Here is a 21,517-nt window from a genome sequence, read left to right on the forward strand (position 1 = left end):
ATGCCCGAATATGGCCTTATGATTCGTTCATCATAAATATAAATTATGACCTGTGTTTTTAATCAGAGTTACTCATTAGCTTTGCATTGCATTTGGCACTATGTCAATCTACAGGAAAGTCCAGGCTGTTGAAAAGGTTTTCAAGGCGTTGGAAAAGGAACTGGCCTCCTTCAAAAATGGAACAGGATTAAATTGTTTATCAGGCTGCGGACTTTGCTGCCTGAATCCTAACATAACGGCCACCCCATTAGAGTTTCTTCCTTTTGCATACGAGCTACATAAAAATGGCCTTGCCTACCAGTGGCTGGAAGATGTGCAATCTTCAGAAACCAGCACATGCAAGATCCTTAGACCAATGCTCTCTGAAGGTGAAACAGGATTCTGCTCGCAGTACCAATATCGAGGCCTCATTTGCCGACTGTTTGGATTTGCTGCCAGCAGAAATAAAATGAGCCAGCTCGAACTGGCTACTTGTAAGACAATAAAGGCTGAATTTCCTGAGCAGTATCAGACGGCTAAAGATCTGATTAAAGATGGTGGAAAAGTGCCAATTATGACAGACTTTTATCATCAGCTGAGAGCCATAGACACTGAGCTTGGCAGACAGTTGATGCCTATTAATGACGCCATCGAAGAAGCCTTAAAAGTTGTATTGAGCTATTATGCCTATCGAAAGCCTTATAGAAGAAGAGCGTAATCTTTTTTAGTTCCTAAACAGCCCATTTTAAGCTAATGGGGCCATATTTTATTGCTGTGTAACATTCGTTACAGACTTCGGCAATTAACCACGATAGCTTTGTCTAAAATTTGAAATACAATGATTAGACAAGGTTTATTATTTATTATTATCTGGTCAATTACCATGCAGTCTTATGCACAGGATACGCTGGTAATAGACAAGACGGAATTACTTCAAAAGATCCATGAAGGAAATCTGCAACTTAAAATTGCCAATAAGCAGGTAGAGATAGCACAAGGAGATTTGAGCCAGTCAAGGGCTTTTTATCTACCTACCATTACTGCCTCGCATACAGCCATGGTTACTAATAACCCTTTGATGGCTTTTGGATCAAAACTCAATCAGGAGATACTAACTCAAGCAGATTTTAATCCCGCTTTGCTTAATGACCCTGATCAAACCAAAAACTTCGCGACAGAAATTCAGATCCTACAGCCTTTGCTGAATCTGGACTATGCTTATCAGAGGCAGGGAGCGAGAATTCAAACAGAAGCTCAGACTTTGCAAGCACAGCGAACTTCAGAATATCTGGAGATGGAGGTGTTGAAAGCCTATATGCAGTTGCAGCTGAGCTATGAAGCCGTAGCGGTGCTTAGAAAGGCGCAATTTACAGCAAGAGAAGGTTTGCGGGTTATCAACAATTATAACGAGCAAGGGCTAGTACAAAAAACAGATGTCCTGGCAGTTAATGTTAGGGCTAGTGAGGTTGAAAGTCAGTTGCTTTTTGCAGAGTCAAATGTTGAAAATGCTTCGGCCTATTTATCTTTTCTTCTAGGTACACAAGATCAGGACATTGTTTACAAGCCATCAGAGCGTTCCGCAGAAAGCATTGAGGTTGAAGTTTTTGACGGTGAACTATCCGAATCCCGTAAGGACGTAACGGCCATGTCACGCGCTGAGGAAGGCTATCAAGCCATGTTGAAATCAGACAAAATGAGCCTTATCCCGAGAATCAATGCCTTTGGTAGCTACCAACTTTATGACGATACTTTTGCCGGTTTCGGTGCTTCGGGCTACATCGTTGGAGCTCAATTATCGTGGAATATTTTTGACGGCTCTCGCACCATAGGAAAAATCCAAAAATCTAAAGCTCAGTTTGAAAAAGCTCAGTTTGAAAACAATCAATATAAGGGCAAGGAGCAAATGGAGTTGGATAAAACTATTCGCCATCTGAACGATCTGGAAAATAAAGTAATGCTTACAGGTCAGGCTTTAGAGCAATCTGAAGAGGCTTACAGAATCAGAAAAGACCGGTTTGCTGAGGGCTTGGAAAAAACAGCCGATCTCCTGGCTGCGGAAACAAAATACTTTCAAAAGGAGCTGGAATATCGCCAGTCAATATTTGAATACAATCTCACTAAGGAATACTTAAGATTTTTAACAAAATAGAAAATGAAGACAATAAATTATTTAGTCATACTTACTCTACTGCTTACTGTTTTTTCATGTGGCAGTGATCACCAGCCAACTATTAAAGAAACTAATACAGTGGCTGTAAAAGTAGCCAAGGCAGTAAAGCAAAATCTGGGAAGTTCAATATCAGCTAGCGGTACTATTGAAGCCGGAAACAGCACCAACTTAAGTACCAGAATGATGGGCTTTGTTACCAACCTTCCTGTGAAAGTCGGACAGAAAGTGAAAAAGGGACAGCTTCTTATTAGCATCAATAATGCTGATTTAAATGCAAAAAAAGCGCAGGTAGAAGCTTCAATCACTCAGGCACAGAGTGCATTAGAGAACGCTGAAAAGGACTATAACAGGTTCAAGGCGCTGTTTGAGAAAAACAGTGCTTCTCAAAAGGAGCTTGATGACATGACCACAAGATTTGAGATGGCAAAGGCTGGTTATGAAGCAGCCAGTCAGATGAAGAAAGAGGTTTTGGCACAATATGCTTATAGTAATATTACCGCTCCTTTTGACGGGGTAGTTACCAATACTTTTATAAAAGAAGGTGATATGGCTAATCCGGGCATGCCACTAGTTTCACTGGAAGGAAGTAAAAATTACGAAGCGGTAGTGATGGTTTCAGAAAATGACATTGCTAAGCTAAAGCAGGATTCAAAGGTGACTGTACTTGTAAAAAGCATAAACGAAGAAGTTTCTGGTATTGTAACGGAGATAAGTACTTCTGCAAAAAATACTGCAGGGCAATACCTGGTTAAAGTCCAATTGGATAATCCTTCAAGCGCCATATATCCGGGCATGTTTGTCAATGTAAACTTTTCGAGTAGTTCGGACGCTGAATCTGGAATTACAATGAGCCAGTCGGCAATAGTAAGAAACGGTCAGTTGTCAGGAGTATATGTGGTAAGCGCTGATAAGGTGGCTATACTACGCTGGTTAAGGCTTGGTAAATCAATGGAAGGACAGGTAGAGGTTCTCTCAGGACTTAAGGCAGGTGAAAGTTATATCACATCGGCTGAGGGCAAAATATACAATGGCGCCAAAGTTACATTCTAAACGCTAAAGATTAGAAACTATGCAAGAAGGAATATCTGGCAAGATTGCCAACTTTTTTATAAACTCTAAGCTCACCATTTTATTAATGGTAGCCTTGATGATCATAGGAGTATATAGCTCCTTTCTGATCCCAAGGGAAGAAGAGCCGCAGATTAATGTGCCCATGGCAGACGTCATGGTTGGGTACCCGGGTGCCACGCCTGAAGAAGTGGAAAACAGGGTTGTAAAACCTTTGGAAAAGATTATTGCTAACATCAAAGGTGTAGAACATATCCACAGTATGGCTATGAACGGTCAGGCCATGATGATTGTGCAGTTTTATGTAGGTGAGGATATAGAACGATCTTATGTAAAGCTCTATGACGAGATGATGAAGCATCAGGGCATTTTTCCTGAGGCCGTTTACCCTCCGGTAATTAAGACCAGATCAATTGATGATGTGCCCATGCTCGGGTTGACACTTTGGAGTGAAAATTATAATGATTTTGAGTTAAGGCAACTAGCTGAAGAGCTTACTTCAGAAATAGAGAAGGTTAAGGATGTAGCTATCACCAAGCAAATAGGAGGAAGAACCCGCCAGGTGAAAGTGGTGGTTGATGTTGATAAAATGGCTGAAAATGGTGTGGATGCTTTGGGAATTATGCAACTCATGAAAGCCAGCAATAGCTCATCCCAGTCTGGAAAGTTTGTGAATAATGATCAGGAATATCTTTTAACTACAGGTAAGTTCCTGTCTAGTGTTGAGGACATTGAAAATTTGGTAGTAGGCGTAAATAAAAATATGCCGGTTTATCTGCATCAGGTAGCCAGTATTGAAGATGGTGCAGCCACTGCTAAAGACTATGTTTCTTTTGGATTTGGTAAGGCCAATGAAAACTATGAAGGTTCGCCTTCAGATTATCAGGCCGTAACTATTTCTATTGCCAAGGTAAAAGGTGCCGATGCCATGAAGGTTTCTGATAAAATTATTGAGCATGTAGAAACTCTAAAAAGCACGCTAATTCCAAATGATGTGAATGTTGAAGTAACCAGAAATTATGGTGAAACAGCTTCTCATAAAGTTGGTGAGCTGTTACTTCACCTTGGTGTAGCCATTATAGCAGTTACCGTTTTAGTAATGTTCGCTATGGGCTGGCGAGGAGGCTTAGTTGTATTCTTCTCCGTGCCTTTGACTTTCGCATTGACGCTTTTCAGCTATTACATGTTGGGTTATACTTTGAATAGAATTACACTATTCGCTTTAGTATTCGTGGTGGGTATTGTGGTGGACGATAGTATCATCATCGCTGAGAATATGCATCGTCATTTCAAATCGAAAAGATTGCCATTTAAGCAAGCGGCTATTTATGCAATCAATGAGGTAGGTAACCCTACTATTCTGGCGACATTCACTGTAATAGCTGCAATATTACCAATGGCCTTTGTATCTGGTATGATGGGCCCTTACATGAGTCCAATGCCAATTGGAGCCTCCATTGCAATGATGCTTTCCTTGTTTGTTGCACTGACAGTAACGCCATATTTGGGGTATCATTTACTACAAGAAAAGCATGCCGAAGAGCATAAAGAAGAAGCTGGCAAGCAAACATTCATCTATAGAATTTATAAACTCGTAGAGCAACCATTTCTGGACAGTGGTTTAAAACGAACGGTAATGTTGGTGCTTACAGTCTTATTATTATTAGGTTCTGTAGCCATGTTTTTTACTAAATCAGTGGCAGTTAAAATGTTGCCTTTTGATAACAAGAATGAGTTTCAGGTGGTCATCGACATGCCTGAAGGTGCTACCCTTGAAAGAACTGCCGCAGTAACTAAGGAGATTACGCAGTACCTGATTACAGTGCCAGAAGTAGTGAATTATCAGAATTACATAGGCACCTCTGCTCCCATAACCTTCAACGGATTGGTTCGCCACTATGACTTAAGGGGCGGTAGTAATATGGCTGATATTCAGGTGAACCTACTTCCTAAAGAAGAGCGATCATTAAAGAGTCATGATATTGCCACTTTGGTTCGTCCTGAAATTCAGAAGATCGCAGCGCAGTACAATGCAAATGTAAAGGTTGTTGAAGTTCCACCAGGTCCTCCGGTATTGTCAACTATTGTAGCCGAAATTTATGGCCCTGACTATGCTGAACAGATAAAAGTAGCTGAGCAGGTAAAAGACATCTTGATCAATACTGATGATGTGGTGGATGTGGACTGGACTGTAGAAGCTGAGCAGGTAGAATATAAACTGGATGTTAATTACGAAAAGGCCATGCTAAGAGGTATTGTTCCACAGCAGGTAGTTGGCAACCTAACTTACCTATTGCAGGAGTATCCTTTTACTAATTTTTATGACGAGCGTTCTGTCAATCCTGTAGGTGTTGTATTCAGTGTGCCTGATGCCGATAAATCAAGATTAGGTGATATTAATGACATCAAAATAAAAGGTCAGTATGGCAACTTGGTGCCTGTTCAGGATCTAGTAAGTGTAAAACAAGATACACTGAAACCTTCCATCTACCGAAAGGATCAAAAGCGGGTAGTTTATGTAACAGCAGATATGGCCGGTGGACTGGAAAGTCCGGCATATGCCATATTGGGTATGGAAGAGAAACTAAAGAAAATGAACTTGCCTAAAGGCTACGAAGTAGCAGAGTTGTATATGAACCAGCCTTCTGATGAGTCTGATTTCACTGTAAAATGGGATGGCGAGTGGCAAATTACCCTTGAAGTATTCAGGGATTTAGGAGCCGCCTTTTTGGTAGTAATTATAGTCATCTACATGCTGATAGTTGGTTGGTTCCAAAACTTTAAAACGCCAATAGTGATGATGATTGCCATTCCACTTTCACTGGTGGGTATTGTGCTTGGGCACTGGCTATTGGATGCCTTCTTCACAGCTACCTCATTTATAGGAATGATCGCTCTGGCAGGGGTAATGGTAAGAAACTCTGTTTTATTGATTGACTTCATTGAAATAAGATTGGCTGAAGGCGCTTCTATTAAAGAGGCCATCATTGATGCAGGAGCAGTGAGAACAACACCTATTTTATTGACAACGGGTGCAGTAGTTATTGGCGCATCTATCATACTGTTTGACCCAATCTTCCAGGGACTAGCCATTTCATTGGTAGCAGGAGCAATTGTATCCACATTACTTACGCTCATTGTAGTTCCACTAATCTATTATATGACAGAGCGTAAGAAATGGGAAAATCAGAATCAGGAAAAATCTAAAGTTTAAAATCATGGAATTATTAATTATAACCGCCATCAAAGAGTTTGAGGAATCGATCAAAACGATCTTAAAAAACTCAGAAGTTGTAGCCTTTTCTTCCATGCCTGTTGCGGGTTATAGCAATGGAGGAAGTGAAGACATGAAATCCAACTGGTTTGCCCGAGACAAAGGGGAGTCAGAATCAGTCTTGTTCTATGCCTTTGTAGCAGAAAACAATGCAAAAAAAGTACTGGAAGAGATTGAAGAATTCAATCAAACCAATGAAGTGCTGACCAAAATACACGCTGCTGTATTGGACATAAAAGAATCGAACATAGTTTAAAATAGAAGAAAATGAGAAATAGAATGATCATGGGAATAGCCGGAAGCTTTATACTGATTAGTATTTTGCTATCCATATATGTGAACCAGAACTGGTTATGGTTTACCGCTTTTGTTGGTGCCAATTTGTTCCAGTCCTCTTTTACCAAGTGGTGCTTGATGTCAGACATCTTGGCCAAACTTGGGGTGAAGAATTAATATAATAAATGTCAGGTTGAGCCTGTCGAAACCGATACATTTCGACAAGCTCAATGTTACATTTTCTCTTATGCGGGAATGACGTTCCCTTTTTTATATCCTCGCCTGATATTGATGAAGGTTATGGTAGCGGCCTTCTTTGGCAATCAACTCATCATGCTTACCGCGTTCTACAATCTGGCCATTCTCCACCACTAATATCTGATCAGCCTGGCGGATGGTGCTTAACCTGTGGGCAATAACAAAGGTAGTTCTGCCCTCCATCAACTTCTTCAAACTTTGCTGTATATAGGCTTCACTTTCCATATCGAGGTTAGAAGTAGCCTCATCTAAGATTAAAATTCTTGGGTTAGCTAATATGGCTCTGGCAATGGCAATCCGTTGCTGCTGACCACCTGAAAGTTTTACACCTCGCTCACCGATTAAAGTATCAAGACCATCTTCAAATCGATCGGTAAATTCATTCACATGAGCTGCTTTTACAGCTTCCATCAATCTGTCTTCACTTGCATCAGGCCTGGGGAAAAGAATATTTTCTCTTATTGTGCCTTCAAACAAGAAATCATTTTGCAGCACCACACCTAACTGACTTCTAAAACTTTCTAATGTAATGGTTGACATGTCCAATCCGTCAACCGTAATATTTCCTTTGGTAGGGTTTAGGAATGAAGCCGCCATACCGGCAATGGTACTTTTACCTGATCCGGAAGTCCCAACCAGCGCAGTCACAGTTCCATGGGCTGCTTTGAAGCTAATGTCTTTGATCACTTCTTTTTCTTCCTCATAAGCGAATGACACATCCTTGAACTCAATATCTCCTTTTATTTGGCCAATGTTATTAATCCTTACTGTAGGATCATCTTCCAATGGAGTATTTAAGATTTCTTCCGTTCTATCCAATCCGGCAAAAGCTTCAGTAAGCTGGCTTCCGATATTACTCATCTGCACTATAGGAGCAATCATAAAACCCAGATAGAGTGTGAAGGCAAGAAAATCTCCAAAGGTCATGTCACCATTCATAATCATATAACCACCGATACCCATAATACCTGTTGAAGCAAGTCCAAGCAAGAACGTAGCTGAGCTGGTAAGCAAGCTGGTAGAAGTCAAACTTTTCTTAATGTTGAGAAACAGCTTGGTTACTCCATCCTCAAAAGTTTTGATCTCCTGCTTTTCCGCATTAAAACCCTTAATAACTCGAACTCCACCTAAAGTTTCTGTTAATCGACCTGTTACCTGCGCATTAATAACTCCACGTTCTCTGAATATCGGTCTGATTTTGCCAAAGGCTTTTAGCGAGATGAATCCAAAAATGGCGACTGGCACCAGCACATAAACCGTCATCATCGGACTGATGTTGATCAATAAAAACAAACAGATGATTGAAGTTAATATTCCACCAAAGAGCTGTGCTAAACCCGTACCTACAATATTTCTCACACCCTCAACATCTGTCATAATCCGGGATACGAGCTCTCCGGTTTTTGTATTATCAAAGAACCTGACTGGTAATTTTATAATGTGCGCTTGCACCTGAACTCTCAATTTTGAAATCAGGTTTTGCGCTTCTACACTCAGTATCTGAGTCAGTGCAAAGGAGGTGATGGCTTGTACCAAAATGGCTCCTGCCACAGCAAGAAGCAGCAATTTTAGCGTTTCCATGTTATTGTTTGGAATAACATCATCCATCAAATACTTTGAGGCGCCCGGAAGCACCAAGCCTGCCAAGCGGCTAATTACAATTAATACAAGGCCAACAAGAAGCTGATTTCTTCTGGGCCAAACAATGGTCTTGAATACGTGACCAATAGTAACTTTCGTCTTTGCCATAATAGTTGAAAGTTACATCAACGCTTTTTTTGGTTATTAGTTCATTCAAAGAAATTTTAAAGAGGAGTAAAATTTTACTCCTCTTTAAGAATGTTAGCAGGGTTAGTTAGGGCGGGCTTAAAAGCTCTTGCTAAAACTATTACAAAGGCAAATGCCAACACAATGGCTATTGCATAAATAAAATACCAGACTTCCAGTGCTGTGCGGTATGAGAAAGTAGCAAGCCACTCGTTCATAGAAAGTGCTGCTAAAGGAATTGCAAAAACTGCCGCGATAAGGATAAGTTTTAAATACCTTTTAGAAACCAACTGAATTATTTGTGCTGATGAACTGCCCAATACTTTTCTGATACCAATTTCTTTGGTTCTTTTCTGAATATTAAAGCCAATTAATCCGAAGAGACCCATAAATGAAATGAGTAAGGATAAGATGGCAAAAATATTAAAGATTTGACCAAATCTCAGGTCATTTTCATAATTGTAAAAGAGCGCATCATCCTGAAATCTATAATCAAAAAGCTCATCTGGAAAATGCTTTTGCCATGCATGTTCAACTTCTTTTAGTAGCTGCTGGGAGTTGTTGCCTTTATTGTAATTCTGGAAAAATAACTGCGAGGTAAAGTCAAACAGAGCGGCTCAATTTCATGGTGTAATGAGTTATAATGAAAGTTTTTTGTTACGCCAATGATATTTCCTGTATTACCACCCAACGTCAATTCCTTGCCAATGGCCTCTTGAACATCCCAATTAAAGGCTTTGGCCGTGCTTTCATTGATGATGTAGCTTTGCGTGGAGTCAGTAGGATGATCTAAAGAGAAATTACGTCCACTCAATAGCTGAATGCCATAAGTGTTAAAATAATCATAATCTATTCTCAGTCGATATAGTTTTTCAAACTGTTTTTCTCCATTCTCATTAATTATTCTGCCGTTAACATTGCCAAGACCGCCAACTATCATAGAGTTTGAGCGCGCCACAGATTGAATTTTCCCTGAGGTAATCAATGTGTTTTTAAAAGCATCAAAATTGTTTTTTACCTCTTCATTTCCATTCACGGCCATCACCAATAGATTGTTTTTATCATAGCCCAGATCTTTCGACTGAACAAAATTTAGCTGCTGCTGAACAACAATAAGTGAGATGATGATGAATAATGTCACTGAAAACTGAAAAACAACTAGTCCTGATCTTAATGTAGAAGTGTTGCTCTTATTTACCTTTCCTTTTAGAGAGTTTACAGTATTAACGTTGGACAATATCTTGGCTGGAAAATAGCCAGCAACCAAAACTAGAGGAATGCAGATGGAAAACAGCTGGAGGAGTACTGAGGTTAATTCAAATTTGATATCGTCTTTTCCAGTGATTGAATAGAAAATTGGTTTCACAATTTCTATCATTAGGCCACAAAGCAATATTGATATTAACACTAGTATTATGGTCTCGGCAAAGTGCTGTTTTACAAGCTGAGATTTGTGCGCTCCTAGTACTTTTCTAACACCTACTTCTCTGACACGGTCAAGCGAAAATGCTGTTGATAGATTAATATAATTGACACAAGCCAGTGTAAGTATAAGTATTCCAATTGCACCAAAAACCCAAACCAACTCTATATTTCCATTGGCTTTAAATTCATATTGAATGTCAGAGTGAAGATGGATGTCCGTTATTGGCTGCAGATAAAAACGATAGGAGAGGTCATATTCTTCCATTTGTTCGCCCATGTTTAACTGTATTAAATCGGGTAGTTGAGCTTCAATATTCTGCGGGTCAGTTCCGTCCTTTAATTTTACATAGGTATGATAACTATTGTTCATCCATCGTGTCATAGCTTCGGGGTTCACACTTTCTATAGTGCTCATAGAACCCAGCATGTTGAATGTAAAATGAGAATTGTGTGGAGGATCAGCTATAACTCCTGTCACTGTATAATCAACACCATTACCGTCAGGATCATACTGATAAATTTTTAATGTCTTACCTAATGGATTTTCTTGATTAAAGTACTTGTTGGCTATGGATTCTGTAAGTACAATTTGATAAGGATTGGATAGAGAAGTTTTTTCATTTCCCTGAATAAGATGATAGTCAAAGACATCAAAAAACTCAGGATCTGTTAAGATAATGTAGTCTTCTACATATTTAATCTCACCACGAGAAACCAGGGCATTGTTTTTATCCAATCGAGCCTGTGCTTCAATATCGGCATAGGTGTCTCGCATGCTTGGTCCAAGTGGCAGACTGGTGACTGACTGATGCCATTTGTCATTTCCTGTGCCGGCCTCGGCTGCAACTCTGTAAATATTTTGGCTGCCGTTGATGTGCTTATCATACGATAGCTCATCCTTAACCCAATTAAAGATAAAGACAACGCATAAGAGACCTGAGGAAAGCCCTATTACATTAATTAGGGCGAAAACTGATTTTCTGCGTAAGGTGCGTATTGCTATTTTGAAATAATTTTTGAGCATAATCATTCTTCATTTAAGGTGCTAACCGGATTTAATAGAGCTGCTTTGATCGAGTTAAAACTGATCGTAAAAAGCGCCACGCCTACAATAACCAAAGTAGATACTATAAAAGCCAGCCATGGCATATCAATTCTATATTCAAAATTTTGAAGCCATTGCTGTATGCCAAAATAGGCCAGCGGATAGGCAATGATGTTGGCGATCAATACAATTTTTAAAAAGTCTTTATTAAGAAGCATGGCTATATCTAAAACGGATGCGCCTAAGACTTTTCGTATACCAATTTCAGGCAATCGTTTAGAGACTGTATAAGCAACTAACCCCAACAAGCCCAGACAAGCAATGAATAAGGCGAGCACGACAAAGAGTGTGAATACCTTTACAAATCGCTCTTCGGCCTGATAAAGGTTGTACAGATTATCTTCTAAAAATGAATACCTGAACTCCCTGTTTGTTTCAAATTCATTCCAAACACTTTGTATATAATCAATGGACTGTTTTAGCCGATCTCCTTTCACTTTTATAGACATCCAACTAGTTGAAGTTGGGTCTACCACAAACACCATGGGTTTAATTCGATTATGAATTGTTTCGAAATGAAAGTCATTCACGATACCCACTACATGTGCATTAAACCACGATTCTATCGGTTTATTCAGTGCATCGTTAAGGTTTTGAAAGCCAAATACTTTGGCCGCTGATTCATTCAGAATTACTGCAGAACTATCGGATGCTATGTTTTTATTAAAACCCCTGCCGGCTATGATTTTAGCTTCAAAGTGATTGAGAAAGTTATAATCAACAAAAATGTTGCTCAAACGGGCTTCTTCCATCTTGCCATTGACATCAATTTTGTAATACTCGCCACTGTTAATATCTACTCCAAGTCTTCGGCTTGAAGTGGTTACACTGGCAATTCTCGGATGTTCGTTCAGCTTATTTTTGAATGTTTCCATTCTTTGGCTGATTGCCTGTGTAGGCGGCAGAACAATGTTTTGTTCAACTTGCACACCCAAATTCTTACTTCTCAAAAAGTTGAGTTGATTGTAGACCACAATGCTGCCGATGATAAGCACAGAACTCAGTATAAACTGAAAAAGCACTAATACCTTTCTTAAGGCGTTCGGAGATTTGTCATTGCTACCGCCTGATTTAAGTACCTTGGCAGGATTAAATGAAGAAATATAAAGCGCAGGATAGCTCCCAGAGAAAATACCTAAGATCAATCCAAATGAAATAAATGATATGAGTAGCTTGGGATCATTGAGTATATCAATCTGAACATTCACCCCTAAAGAGCTTTCTAATTGAGCTGCAGCTAATTCAGCGATTAAACCGCCCAGTAAAAGCGCCAAAAAACTAGTAATTACGGCCTCTCCTAAAAACTGTAATATTATCTGGCTACGAGCCGCCCCTACTGATTTTCGAATAGAAATTTCTTTGCTGCGGTTCATCGCACGTGCGGTGCTCATATTCATGTAATTAACTGACGCCAGCAAAACCAAAATGATACCTACAACCGAAAATATATACACATAAATTATGTTACTATTGGCTTCAATTTCACTGTTAATATTGGAATGGAGATGGATTTTCTCTATCGGGTAAGCGAAGAATTTAATATTATAGTCTTTAAAAAGTCTGTCACTAAAATCTGCAAGTTGTTGGTTGAAATCATCTCCACTAAGCGCTCGTGGAAGTCTGATATATGTATACTGAGAATCCCAGCCCCAAGATTCAAAAATGGATTCTGGGTAGAATTCTCTGGATGTGCCCATTGAAACCAAAAAATCAATGTGAAAATGACTAGCCACAGGCATGTCCTTCATTACGCCAGAAATTACCATGGGCATATCTCTATCGCCAAAAGGTTCTTGAACCAACATATCCTTTCCCAAAACATCGGTAGAGCCAAAGTACTTTAAGGCCATCGACTCAGAGATAACCAAGCTATTCGGTTGGTCAAGTACACTTGTTTTTGAGCCTGAAATAAGATCAAATGAATAGAATTCAAAGAATAAGGAATCAGCAAAAGCTATTCGTTCTTCCATTACTTTCTTGCCGTTGGCGGTTACTTCACCATCATACAATCGGCTGATCTGAATTACTTCTTCCAAATCTGGAAAATCCACTCTCAGTTGTTCCGCTACCGGAAAGCCAGTGGTGGCAATCACTTTTTTACCCGACCCAAGATCAACATCAAACCCAACTCTATAAATTTCACCACTATTTTCGTGGAATTTATCAAAGGATAATTCTTGAGTTACATAGGCATATATGAACAACGCGCCTGCCAAGCCAATACTCAGCCCGCCAATATTTATTAAAGAATAAACTTTACCTTTATAAAGGTTTCTAAGCGCTATTTTGATATAGTTTTTCAGCATATTATTCTTCTTTTAATGAATCAACAGGATTTGTTACTCCGGCTTTGAGTGCATGATAAGACACCGTTATAAAAGCGATAATACTTGCACTTAGAATTGCCCAAATGTAAACCGTAGGGCCAATATTTATTCTGTAGGCAAAGTCAAGTAGCCAGTCGCTCATGCCATACCAAGAGATTACTACTGCAGGTATAGCAGAAGCCAAAACGACATATAGATATTGCTTTGAGAATGAGGTAATGATGCTACTGATAGAAGCACCCAATACTTTTCTGATGGCTATTTCTTTCGTTTTAAGCATTACACTGAAAGAAGCAAGAGCATAAAGTCCGAGGCATGAAATTACAATGGCCAAAATCATGGCATAAGTGAGCACATTGGCGATATTTTCTTCTGTCTCATAAAGGTCTCTGAATCGCTCTGCCGGGAAATAGTATTCATAGGTCAACCCGAAATCCATTTTCTCCCAGGTGCTAGCAATGGAAGCAAGCGTACTTTCTCTTGATTTGGGATTTAGTTTTATAGAGATAAATCGATAAGATCTAGCACTATCTCCACCATAGTAATGCACTAATGGTTGTACAGGATCACGTAATGACTGCACATTAAAATCTTCTACCAGCCCGACAATATCAAGCTCTTCTCTGGATCTGGGAAACAATAATTTTTTGCCCTCAATAGATGTCCAGCCAATTTGTTCCATGGCTGTTCTGTTAAGAATTACCCCATGCTCAAAGTCATTGGCTGAACCTTGAATGTACGAGCGACCTTCAAGCACATCTACACCATAAGTATTAAAGAAATCATGATCAACAACGGCTACTTGCCAGTCCAGAGGAGGCATGTCTTCTTTACCTTTTGGCAGAAATAAGGTAAATGATCTTCTATAGTTTCCTGGTACAGAGCTGGAGCCCGTAACGGCCTCAACACCAGGTAGCTTTTTGAGCTCATTTCTAAATGACACAACTCTTGGCAGTGCAGCTTGAGGGTCTTCAAAATCCCTTAAAGATAATGGGACTACCATAACATTGTCCTGATCAAAATTGAGGTCATGGGATTTCATAAAATCAATTTGCTGCATGATAATGCCCAAACTTCCCATCAGGGCAATGGCCAAAATAAACTGAATGCTCACCAATAGGTTACGCACCGTCATTTTACCGGAAACCTTGTCACCCTTGAATATCGAAACTGACTTCATTCTGGAGACAAAAAGTGCAGGGTAGCTGCCAGAAATAAAACCTATTGCTAGTGCCAATGTCAGCATTAATAACAGATTTATTGGAGAGTAAATAATGTCTAATTGAATACCGATAAGGTCATTGAAAGTTGGTAATAATAGTTCTGCCAAAAGGCCACCAAGAAGCAAGGCTATGAGACTCATAATCATCGATTCACCAATAAATTGACTAATGAGGCCTCCTTTTTTAGCACCTAAAACTTTTCTTACGCCTACTTCTTTGGTTCTTAATAAACTCTGAGAAGTAGAAAGATTGGCAAAGTTGATAATGGCAATGAATAAGATGCCAAAAGCAACAATCAACATGATATAGGCATATTGCTTTTGGCCAGTCATTTTATCAAAATAGTCTTTGATTGGTAAGATTAGAAAATCGCCCCTTTCTTGTTCTACTACATATTTATCCATGAGGATGTGCAACTGATCGGCAAGTTGTTTGTCATCTGCACCAGCTTTTAACTTGATAAAGGAGTTACAGAAAGACCCACCCCATAAATTCTCGCCAACCCAGTTATGAACCACCCTGTCATTCATAGGAACAATACATTCAAAAGTGAAAGATGAGTTAGAAGGGATTTTTCCCAGAACTCCAGTCACCACACGCTCGTTGTTAAAACCAAAAGTTAGTGTTTTGCCTATAGGGTCTTCATCACCAAAGAATTTGTTGGCTACTTCTTCAGAGATTATTACCGCATCGATCTCGTTTAAGGCAGTTAATGGATCACCTTTGATCATTGGGAAGGAGAACACATCAAAGAAGTTAGAGTCGGCATAAGTGAGGGATTGTTCAAAACGCTTATCCCCTCTTTGGATCATAGTGTTGCCAATGTTTACACTTCTTGTTCCTTCGGCAATCGTAGGAAATTCTTCTTTAGCCACATCTACCAAAGGATACCAGGTGTCAAAGACATCCAACCTGCCATCTTCAGTTGGCCTGTCTCTGTACATAAAATAGATCTGGTCAGAATCGGTATGAAACTGATCATAGGTTAAGATGCTTTGTGCATAAATCAGTATCAATATGGTTACGGCAATACTACCGGCCAGACCAGCAATATTGATAATGGAGTAGGACTTGTGTTTGAGCAAGTTCCTAATAGCGACTTTGATGAGGTTTTTAAACATGAGATTTTGAGTTTTAGGTTTTTAATCTTTTAGCACATCTACCGGATTTCCTTTTGTTGTTCTAAATGTCAGATGTCCTATGGTTATCAGCGCTACTACAATTAGTGCCGTAGCAGCGAGGGCAAAATCAAACCAGTTAATATTTATGCGATATCTGAAATTTTCCAGCCAGCGGGTCATCACCCACCATGCTGTGGGTATAGCTACCGCAATGGCAATGAATATCAGCCTGCTAAAATCGTGTAGCAGTAATTTTAACAAGGCGTTAGTGGAGGCACCTAATATTTTTCTAATGCCTACCTCTTTCTTGCGTTGTGAGTAGCTTAATGAGGCCATTCCAAATAGGCCGAAACAGGCAATAAATATGGCGATGGCCGAGAATCCTGAAAATACGGTAGCTGTTTTGTTTTCGCTGCTGTAAAGCTGACTGAGGTCCTGAGACAGCACGGTATATTCAAAGCCAAAACGATCTTCAAACTGCTTCCAAACTTCCTCAATAGAAGCTACTGTTTCTCTAATATCACCAACCTTGGTTTTAATAATGAAGCTATTGTAACCAGGAAAGCGATTAAAAATTAATGGCCGGACGGGTTGATGTAATGAGTTGAAATGGAAATCTTTCACAATTCCGATGAGCTTTCCTCTTAACGGCTCGGCACCATTATTATCCCAATGCCATACTATTTCAGAACCAATGCCATTGGTTAGATTCAATTGTTTCGCGGCAGTTTCGTTAATTATAAAAACGGAAGTGTCCTTTTTGTAGTCCTTGTTGAAATTTTGGCCTTCCAGAAATTCTATACCCAATGTTTTGAAAAAGTCATGTTCTACCAACACTTCAGAAGCATTAACGAGCATGTTAGGATCATTAGCGAGGGAAACTGCATTTTGGTTGAATTGCTGACCAGGAATATTGGAGCTGCCAGATACACTTTCAACATTTGGAATTCGAAGCATTTCGGCTTTCATTTCCTGAAATTTGGAGTACAGCGCATAGTTTTTCAAAGGAACCACTACTACCTTTTCACTATCAAAGCCCAGGTCTTTGCTATTAACAAATTGCAACTGATTATAAATTACAATGCTGCCGACTATGAGAATCATTGAGATGGCAAATTGAAAAACCATCAATGATTTCCTTAATAAACTTCCTTTTGGATTAATCTTTTCAACCCCTTTAAGACTAACAGCCGCATTTAAATTGGAAAGAAATAATGAAGGATATAGACCCGCAATTAGTCCTGAAATCAGTGTGCTTCCCACCAAAATTACAAGCAGTATAGGTTGACTGATATAAGAAATGACTAAGGTTTTGCCTGTAATTGAATTGAAGATTGGTAATCCAACTTCTGCAATAAGGCCAGCAAAAATCATTGCCAGAATGGCAATCAGGAACGATTCCCCGAGAAACTGAAAAGTGAGTTGGTTTTTAAAGGCTCCTAAAGATTTTCTAATGCCTATTTCTTTGGACCGCATGACAGACAGTGACGTGGCCAGGTTCATAAAGTTGATACAGGCGATAACAAGGATAAGGATAGCCGCGGCCAGCATAATGTAGATGTATTCAATATTACTATTAGGCTCTAGCTCCCACCTAATGTTAGAGTTCAAGTGAATATCAGTAATGCGCTGCAACTCGAAATGATCTCCAGCTTCTTTGGCATTTTTCCACTCTTCAGGAGATACATCTACAAATTTCTCAGCCCAGCTCATCAGTTGGTTTTGCAACAATTGTGGGTCACTGCCGGGCTTTAGTCTGATATAATTGAAATGGCCGAAATCTGCCCAGGTAAAAAATTTATCACCCGGTTCGCGCATTGCTTTGTTGGCAACATAGGAAATCAGAATATCGAAGTGGAAATGGGAATTAACCGGAATATCTTGAAAAATACCTTCTACCGTCACCCTAAGGTCATCGAAATTGATGGAGAGTTCTTTTCCTATAGGATCTTCGTCACCAAAGTACTTTTTGGCCATACTTTCTGATATGACTACACCCTCAACACTGCGAAGTACTTTGTCTTTGTTGCCCTTAATCAGGTTAAATGAAAAGACCTCAAAGAAAGTACTGTCAACTGCCAACAATTCCGTTTCATCAAAGGTGATGTCCTTTTCAATATTACGAATAGAAAAACGCTGCTTGGTCAGTCCCGGCCCCCAAAGTGGTGAGAGCGAAACAGCAGATTCTACCTGAGGAAACTCGGCTACCAAACCCTGAGCCATAGGGTGCGGTGTGCGGGTTTGGGGATCATCAGACCACCACGCAATGCGGTAGATGTCATCGGCATCTTCATGAAATTGGTCATAGCTCAATTCATCAATGATAAAGAGACTGATTAGCAGTACAGAAGCCAGCCCTACAGCCAACCCTGTGATATTAATGGCCGCATGCACCCTCGATTTAAGGATATTGCGAAAGGCAATTTTTAGATAATTTTTGAGCATTTATTTTGAGTCTAAGATTCTTTTAAAACATCAACAGGCTTTGTCAATGCTGCTTTTAATGTGCTGTAACCAACTGTGAGAAGGGCTATGGAAATGGCTGAGCTGCCAGCGATAATAAATGGCATAACACCCACCTCTATATGATAGGCATAATTAGAGAGCCAGTACTTTCCATAAAAGAAGGCAATAGGCGCAGCTATAATAAAGGAGACTATGACTAATGTAGTAAAGCCTTTTGAAAAAAGAATAAGTAGGCTCACCTCTGAGGCGCCAAGCACTTTTCTAATACTGGTTTCTTTTGATTTTTGTTCAGCTACAAATGCTGAAAGTCCAAATAGGCCAAGACATGAAATGATTATTGCCGCTACGGCAAACACACTGCTTAGCTTGCCTGCAGTATCAATGTCACTGTACTTCTGTTGGTACAAGTCATCAACAAAATTGTACTCAAATACATACTCATCTTCATACTTTGAGTATACTGATTGAATGGCCTTAAGAACATCCTTTTTAGATTGATTAGCTGCAATACTGATGAAGGCATTCCACGTTTCCGGAGGGTTGCAAATGATCACTACGGGCTCTATGGCCTGAGCCAATGATTGATGATGGTAATCTTTGATTAACCCAACTACTTTGCCTTCATGGCCCCAGACCGTTAAATCCATTCCAATTGGATTTTCTGTCATTATAGCTCTGGCCGCTGACTCATTGATAAGGAAAGTTTTTTGATCGCTGGCATTATTTTTTTCAAAGGCTTTGCCTTCCAGTATTTCAATTTCAAAGGTTTCTGTAAAGTCCTGATCCACCTGAATTACATTAAAAAAGATGTCTGTATCTTCTGGTTTTCCCTGCCAAAAAACGCCAGCATTAGCATTGTCTGTGCCGAATGGATCCTGCTCAGTAAAAGTTACAGACTCTACTCCTGGTATTTGTAACAGCTCGCTTTTATAAGTGTCCTGTTTTCCCCTTATGCCGTTAAGGGCATGTCTTACTATATTGTTTTTCCTTATCCCAAGTTCTTTGTTTTGTATGAAATCAATTTGGTCAAAAACAAGAAGTGTAAAAACTATGAATACGATAGATAAAGTAAACTGAAAAATTACCAGACCTTTACGGAGACCCTTCAATCCGTCAGAGATAGAACCGTTGCTTTTTAATGTTTTGGCAACATCGAAAGAAGAAAGAAAAAAGGCGGGATAAATTCCTGCTAATAGACCAATAACCAAAGCTGAACCAACGAGCAGCAAGATAAAACCAACGGAGCTAAAAGGTACCACTATGGCTTTTTGGGTAAGCAGGTTGAATGAGGGCATCAGCACTTCCACAAAGGCAATGGCTATAATAAAAGCGAAGGCTGAAATGATAATTGATTCAGTCAGAAACTGAAATACGATCTGTCCCTTTTTCGCCCCCGCTGTCTTCCTAAGGCTCACTTCTTTGGCCCTTTTATGGGCAATGGCCGTTGATAGATTAATGAAATTGATGCAGGCAATTAAGAGCACTATCAGTGCAATAAAGAATAGCAGTTTCACATATTCAATTCTTCCTGTAGGCACTCTTCCATTGGAGAAATCTGAATGTAAATACACTTCTTCAAATGGATAAATAAAGATTTCATCAGCCGTTTCTTCCGGAACATATTTTTGAAAAAGCGAGTTTAATTTTGCTTCAAAGTCTTCGGTATTTATATTGTCCTGTAGTTGGGCATAGGCTGTAATATTATAATTTGTAAAGGCCCATCTGTTGCTTTTCCCCCACCAAGGGTGCGTCTCGGCTTCAAATTTGTCATAGGGTAAAAGGTAGTCGAATGAAAGGGAAGAATAGCCTGGCAGGGACTTCAAAACACCAGTAATTATATACTGTTGCTTTTCCTTCTGCACAACCTCAATATACTTGCCTAAAGCAGATTCTCCAGGAAAGTATTTTTCTGCTAATTGGGCTGATATAACAACTGAGTGAGTTTCACGAAATATATTTTCAACCACACCTTCCTTTAAAGGGAAATTAAAAATCTTTAGAAATGATGAATCTACATAAAGGCCGGATTCAGAGAACTTAAAAGCATCTTTTGAAAAGACCACTTTTGATGGGAAGACCCGGGTTATATTTTCAACTTCAGGCAGTTGATCAATAATAGGCTCAACCATAGCGGAAGGAAAGTAAGGCCTGATCAGCCTTTCACCATCGGGTCCCACTTCACCAAAAAGTTGAAAGATGTTGTCGCCATTGTCATGGAATTGGTCTTGTCTTAGTTCATCCCATACCCACAATGATATAAAAGCAAAGCAGGCTATTCCAAAAGCAAGTCCCAAAATATTCACAGTAGTGAACACCTTGTTTTTGATAAGGTTTCTAAACGCTATTTTTAGATAGTTTCTGATCATGATTTAATGATAAGCGTAAACAATGCCACATCATAAAAATAAGGTTTAATCAACTTAAAGTAAGATTTGATGCTATTCCAAATACAGAACTGTTCCGAACTGAAACAATAAGGTGTTTCAGTTCGGAACAGTTTACAACTAATGTACTGATCATCAGGCAGCAATATTTTCCAATTAATATGCTGTATTAATCTAATTAGTGACCAATTTTATTTTGGCTATTATAAAATAGATGTAAATTTCAGGCTATTTTATTACTGTAAACCAAATTATTAATCAAAATGGCAAAGTTATTTGCTTTGCTGACTCTATTCCTTGCTGCTTCCTGTGGTGCATCTAAAACAGCACCAGATGGTAGTAGTGAAGGAAAATTGGAGGAAGCAGCTCAAAAAGCATTAGGCGATGATGTCCTTTATCAACCAAATGCAACCAAGTCTTACATGTTATGTTCAACAAGTAAGGTAGAAGACAATGTAAGTCGTGTGGTCTTCATAATTTATGACCTTAATAAGAACGAGGTTGTCTACGAATCAACAGAACGAATAAGAAAGGTGTCTTGGCAATCAGAAACGGAAGTGCGAGCTGATCTGATGATAGGAATGCCAGTTGGTGAAGGCACCAACAATTTTTATGTGTACAATGTTGAAACCAAAAAAAAGGAGACTTCTCCTAATCTAAACCGGGAATAACCA

Annotated in this window: 14 protein-coding genes; 7 read left to right on the top strand and 7 right to left on the bottom strand. The window is 39.4% G+C overall.

Annotation, left to right across the window (positions count from 1 at the left end; genetic code table 11):
* Nucleotides 1-100 precede the first annotated feature (100 nt).
* The 6 genes from RIB54_RS11555 to RIB54_RS11580 all read left to right on the top strand — a co-directional run bounded on the left by RIB54_RS11555 (nucleotide 101) and on the right by RIB54_RS11580 (nucleotide 6,944).
* Nucleotides 101-697, top strand: coding sequence for a YkgJ family cysteine cluster protein (locus RIB54_RS11555; protein WP_350065218.1), 597 nt, complete (start codon nucleotides 101-103; stop codon nucleotides 695-697).
* Between the two features lie 120 nt (nucleotides 698-817).
* On the top strand, nucleotides 818-2,128 hold the full coding sequence (locus tag RIB54_RS11560; RefSeq protein WP_350101050.1) for a TolC family protein: 1,311 nt from the start codon (nucleotides 818-820) through the stop codon (nucleotides 2,126-2,128).
* Nucleotides 2,129-2,131: 3 nt separating this feature from the next.
* A complete protein-coding gene (locus tag RIB54_RS11565; RefSeq protein ID WP_350101051.1) occupies nucleotides 2,132-3,199 on the top strand; it encodes an efflux RND transporter periplasmic adaptor subunit in 1,068 nt (355 codons plus the stop codon).
* A gap of 19 nt (nucleotides 3,200-3,218) precedes the next feature.
* Complete coding sequence (locus RIB54_RS11570; RefSeq protein WP_350101052.1) at nucleotides 3,219-6,431, top strand: efflux RND transporter permease subunit; 3,213 nt, start codon at nucleotides 3,219-3,221, stop codon at nucleotides 6,429-6,431.
* A 4-nt stretch (nucleotides 6,432-6,435) separates the two neighbouring features.
* Entirely contained in the window at nucleotides 6,436-6,747 is a 312-nt protein-coding gene (locus RIB54_RS11575) for a hypothetical protein (RefSeq protein ID WP_350101053.1), read from the top strand.
* Nucleotides 6,748-6,758: 11 nt separating this feature from the next.
* Nucleotides 6,759-6,944, top strand: a complete 186-nt coding sequence (locus tag RIB54_RS11580) for a YgaP family membrane protein (protein WP_350065208.1) — start codon at nucleotides 6,759-6,761, stop codon at nucleotides 6,942-6,944.
* A gap of 93 nt (nucleotides 6,945-7,037) precedes the next feature.
* Here the strand turns inward: RIB54_RS11580 and RIB54_RS11585 are convergent, their stop codons facing one another.
* The 7 genes from RIB54_RS11585 to RIB54_RS11615 all read right to left on the bottom strand — a co-directional run bounded on the left by RIB54_RS11585 (nucleotide 7,038) and on the right by RIB54_RS11615 (nucleotide 20,825).
* On the bottom strand, nucleotides 7,038-8,774 hold the full coding sequence (locus tag RIB54_RS11585) for an ABC transporter ATP-binding protein (protein WP_350101054.1): 1,737 nt from the start codon (nucleotides 8,772-8,774) through the stop codon (nucleotides 7,038-7,040).
* Nucleotides 8,775-8,848: 74 nt separating this feature from the next.
* Entirely contained in the window at nucleotides 8,849-9,403 is a 555-nt protein-coding gene (locus tag RIB54_RS11590) for an ABC transporter permease (protein ID WP_350101262.1), read from the bottom strand.
* The gene (locus tag RIB54_RS11595; protein WP_350101055.1) at nucleotides 9,334-11,241 is read right to left on the bottom strand and encodes an ABC transporter permease; all 1,908 of its coding nucleotides are present in this window, start codon (nucleotides 11,239-11,241) and stop codon (nucleotides 9,334-9,336) included. Before RIB54_RS11595 ends, RIB54_RS11590 begins: the two co-directional genes overlap by 70 nt.
* 2 nt (nucleotides 11,242-11,243) lie before the next feature.
* The gene (locus RIB54_RS11600; protein ID WP_350101057.1) at nucleotides 11,244-13,628 is read right to left on the bottom strand and encodes an ABC transporter permease; all 2,385 of its coding nucleotides are present in this window, start codon (nucleotides 13,626-13,628) and stop codon (nucleotides 11,244-11,246) included.
* 1 nt (nucleotide 13,629) lies between these two features.
* A complete protein-coding gene (locus RIB54_RS11605; RefSeq protein ID WP_350101058.1) occupies nucleotides 13,630-15,993 on the bottom strand; it encodes an ABC transporter permease in 2,364 nt (787 codons plus the stop codon).
* 21 nt (nucleotides 15,994-16,014) lie between these two features.
* Complete coding sequence (locus tag RIB54_RS11610) at nucleotides 16,015-18,438, bottom strand: ABC transporter permease (protein WP_350101059.1); 2,424 nt, start codon at nucleotides 18,436-18,438, stop codon at nucleotides 16,015-16,017.
* Between the two features lie 11 nt (nucleotides 18,439-18,449).
* The gene (locus tag RIB54_RS11615; protein WP_350101060.1) at nucleotides 18,450-20,825 is read right to left on the bottom strand and encodes an ABC transporter permease; all 2,376 of its coding nucleotides are present in this window, start codon (nucleotides 20,823-20,825) and stop codon (nucleotides 18,450-18,452) included.
* Between the two features lie 281 nt (nucleotides 20,826-21,106).
* Here RIB54_RS11615 and RIB54_RS11620 point away from each other — a divergent pair, with 281 nt between their 5' ends.
* Entirely contained in the window at nucleotides 21,107-21,514 is a 408-nt protein-coding gene (locus RIB54_RS11620) for a hypothetical protein (protein ID WP_350101061.1), read from the top strand.
* The last annotated feature ends 3 nt before the right edge of the window (nucleotides 21,515-21,517 follow it).

The organism is Fulvivirga sp. (assembly GCF_040218215.1).
In the GTDB taxonomy this organism is placed as follows: domain Bacteria; phylum Bacteroidota; class Bacteroidia; order Cytophagales; family Cyclobacteriaceae; genus Fulvivirga.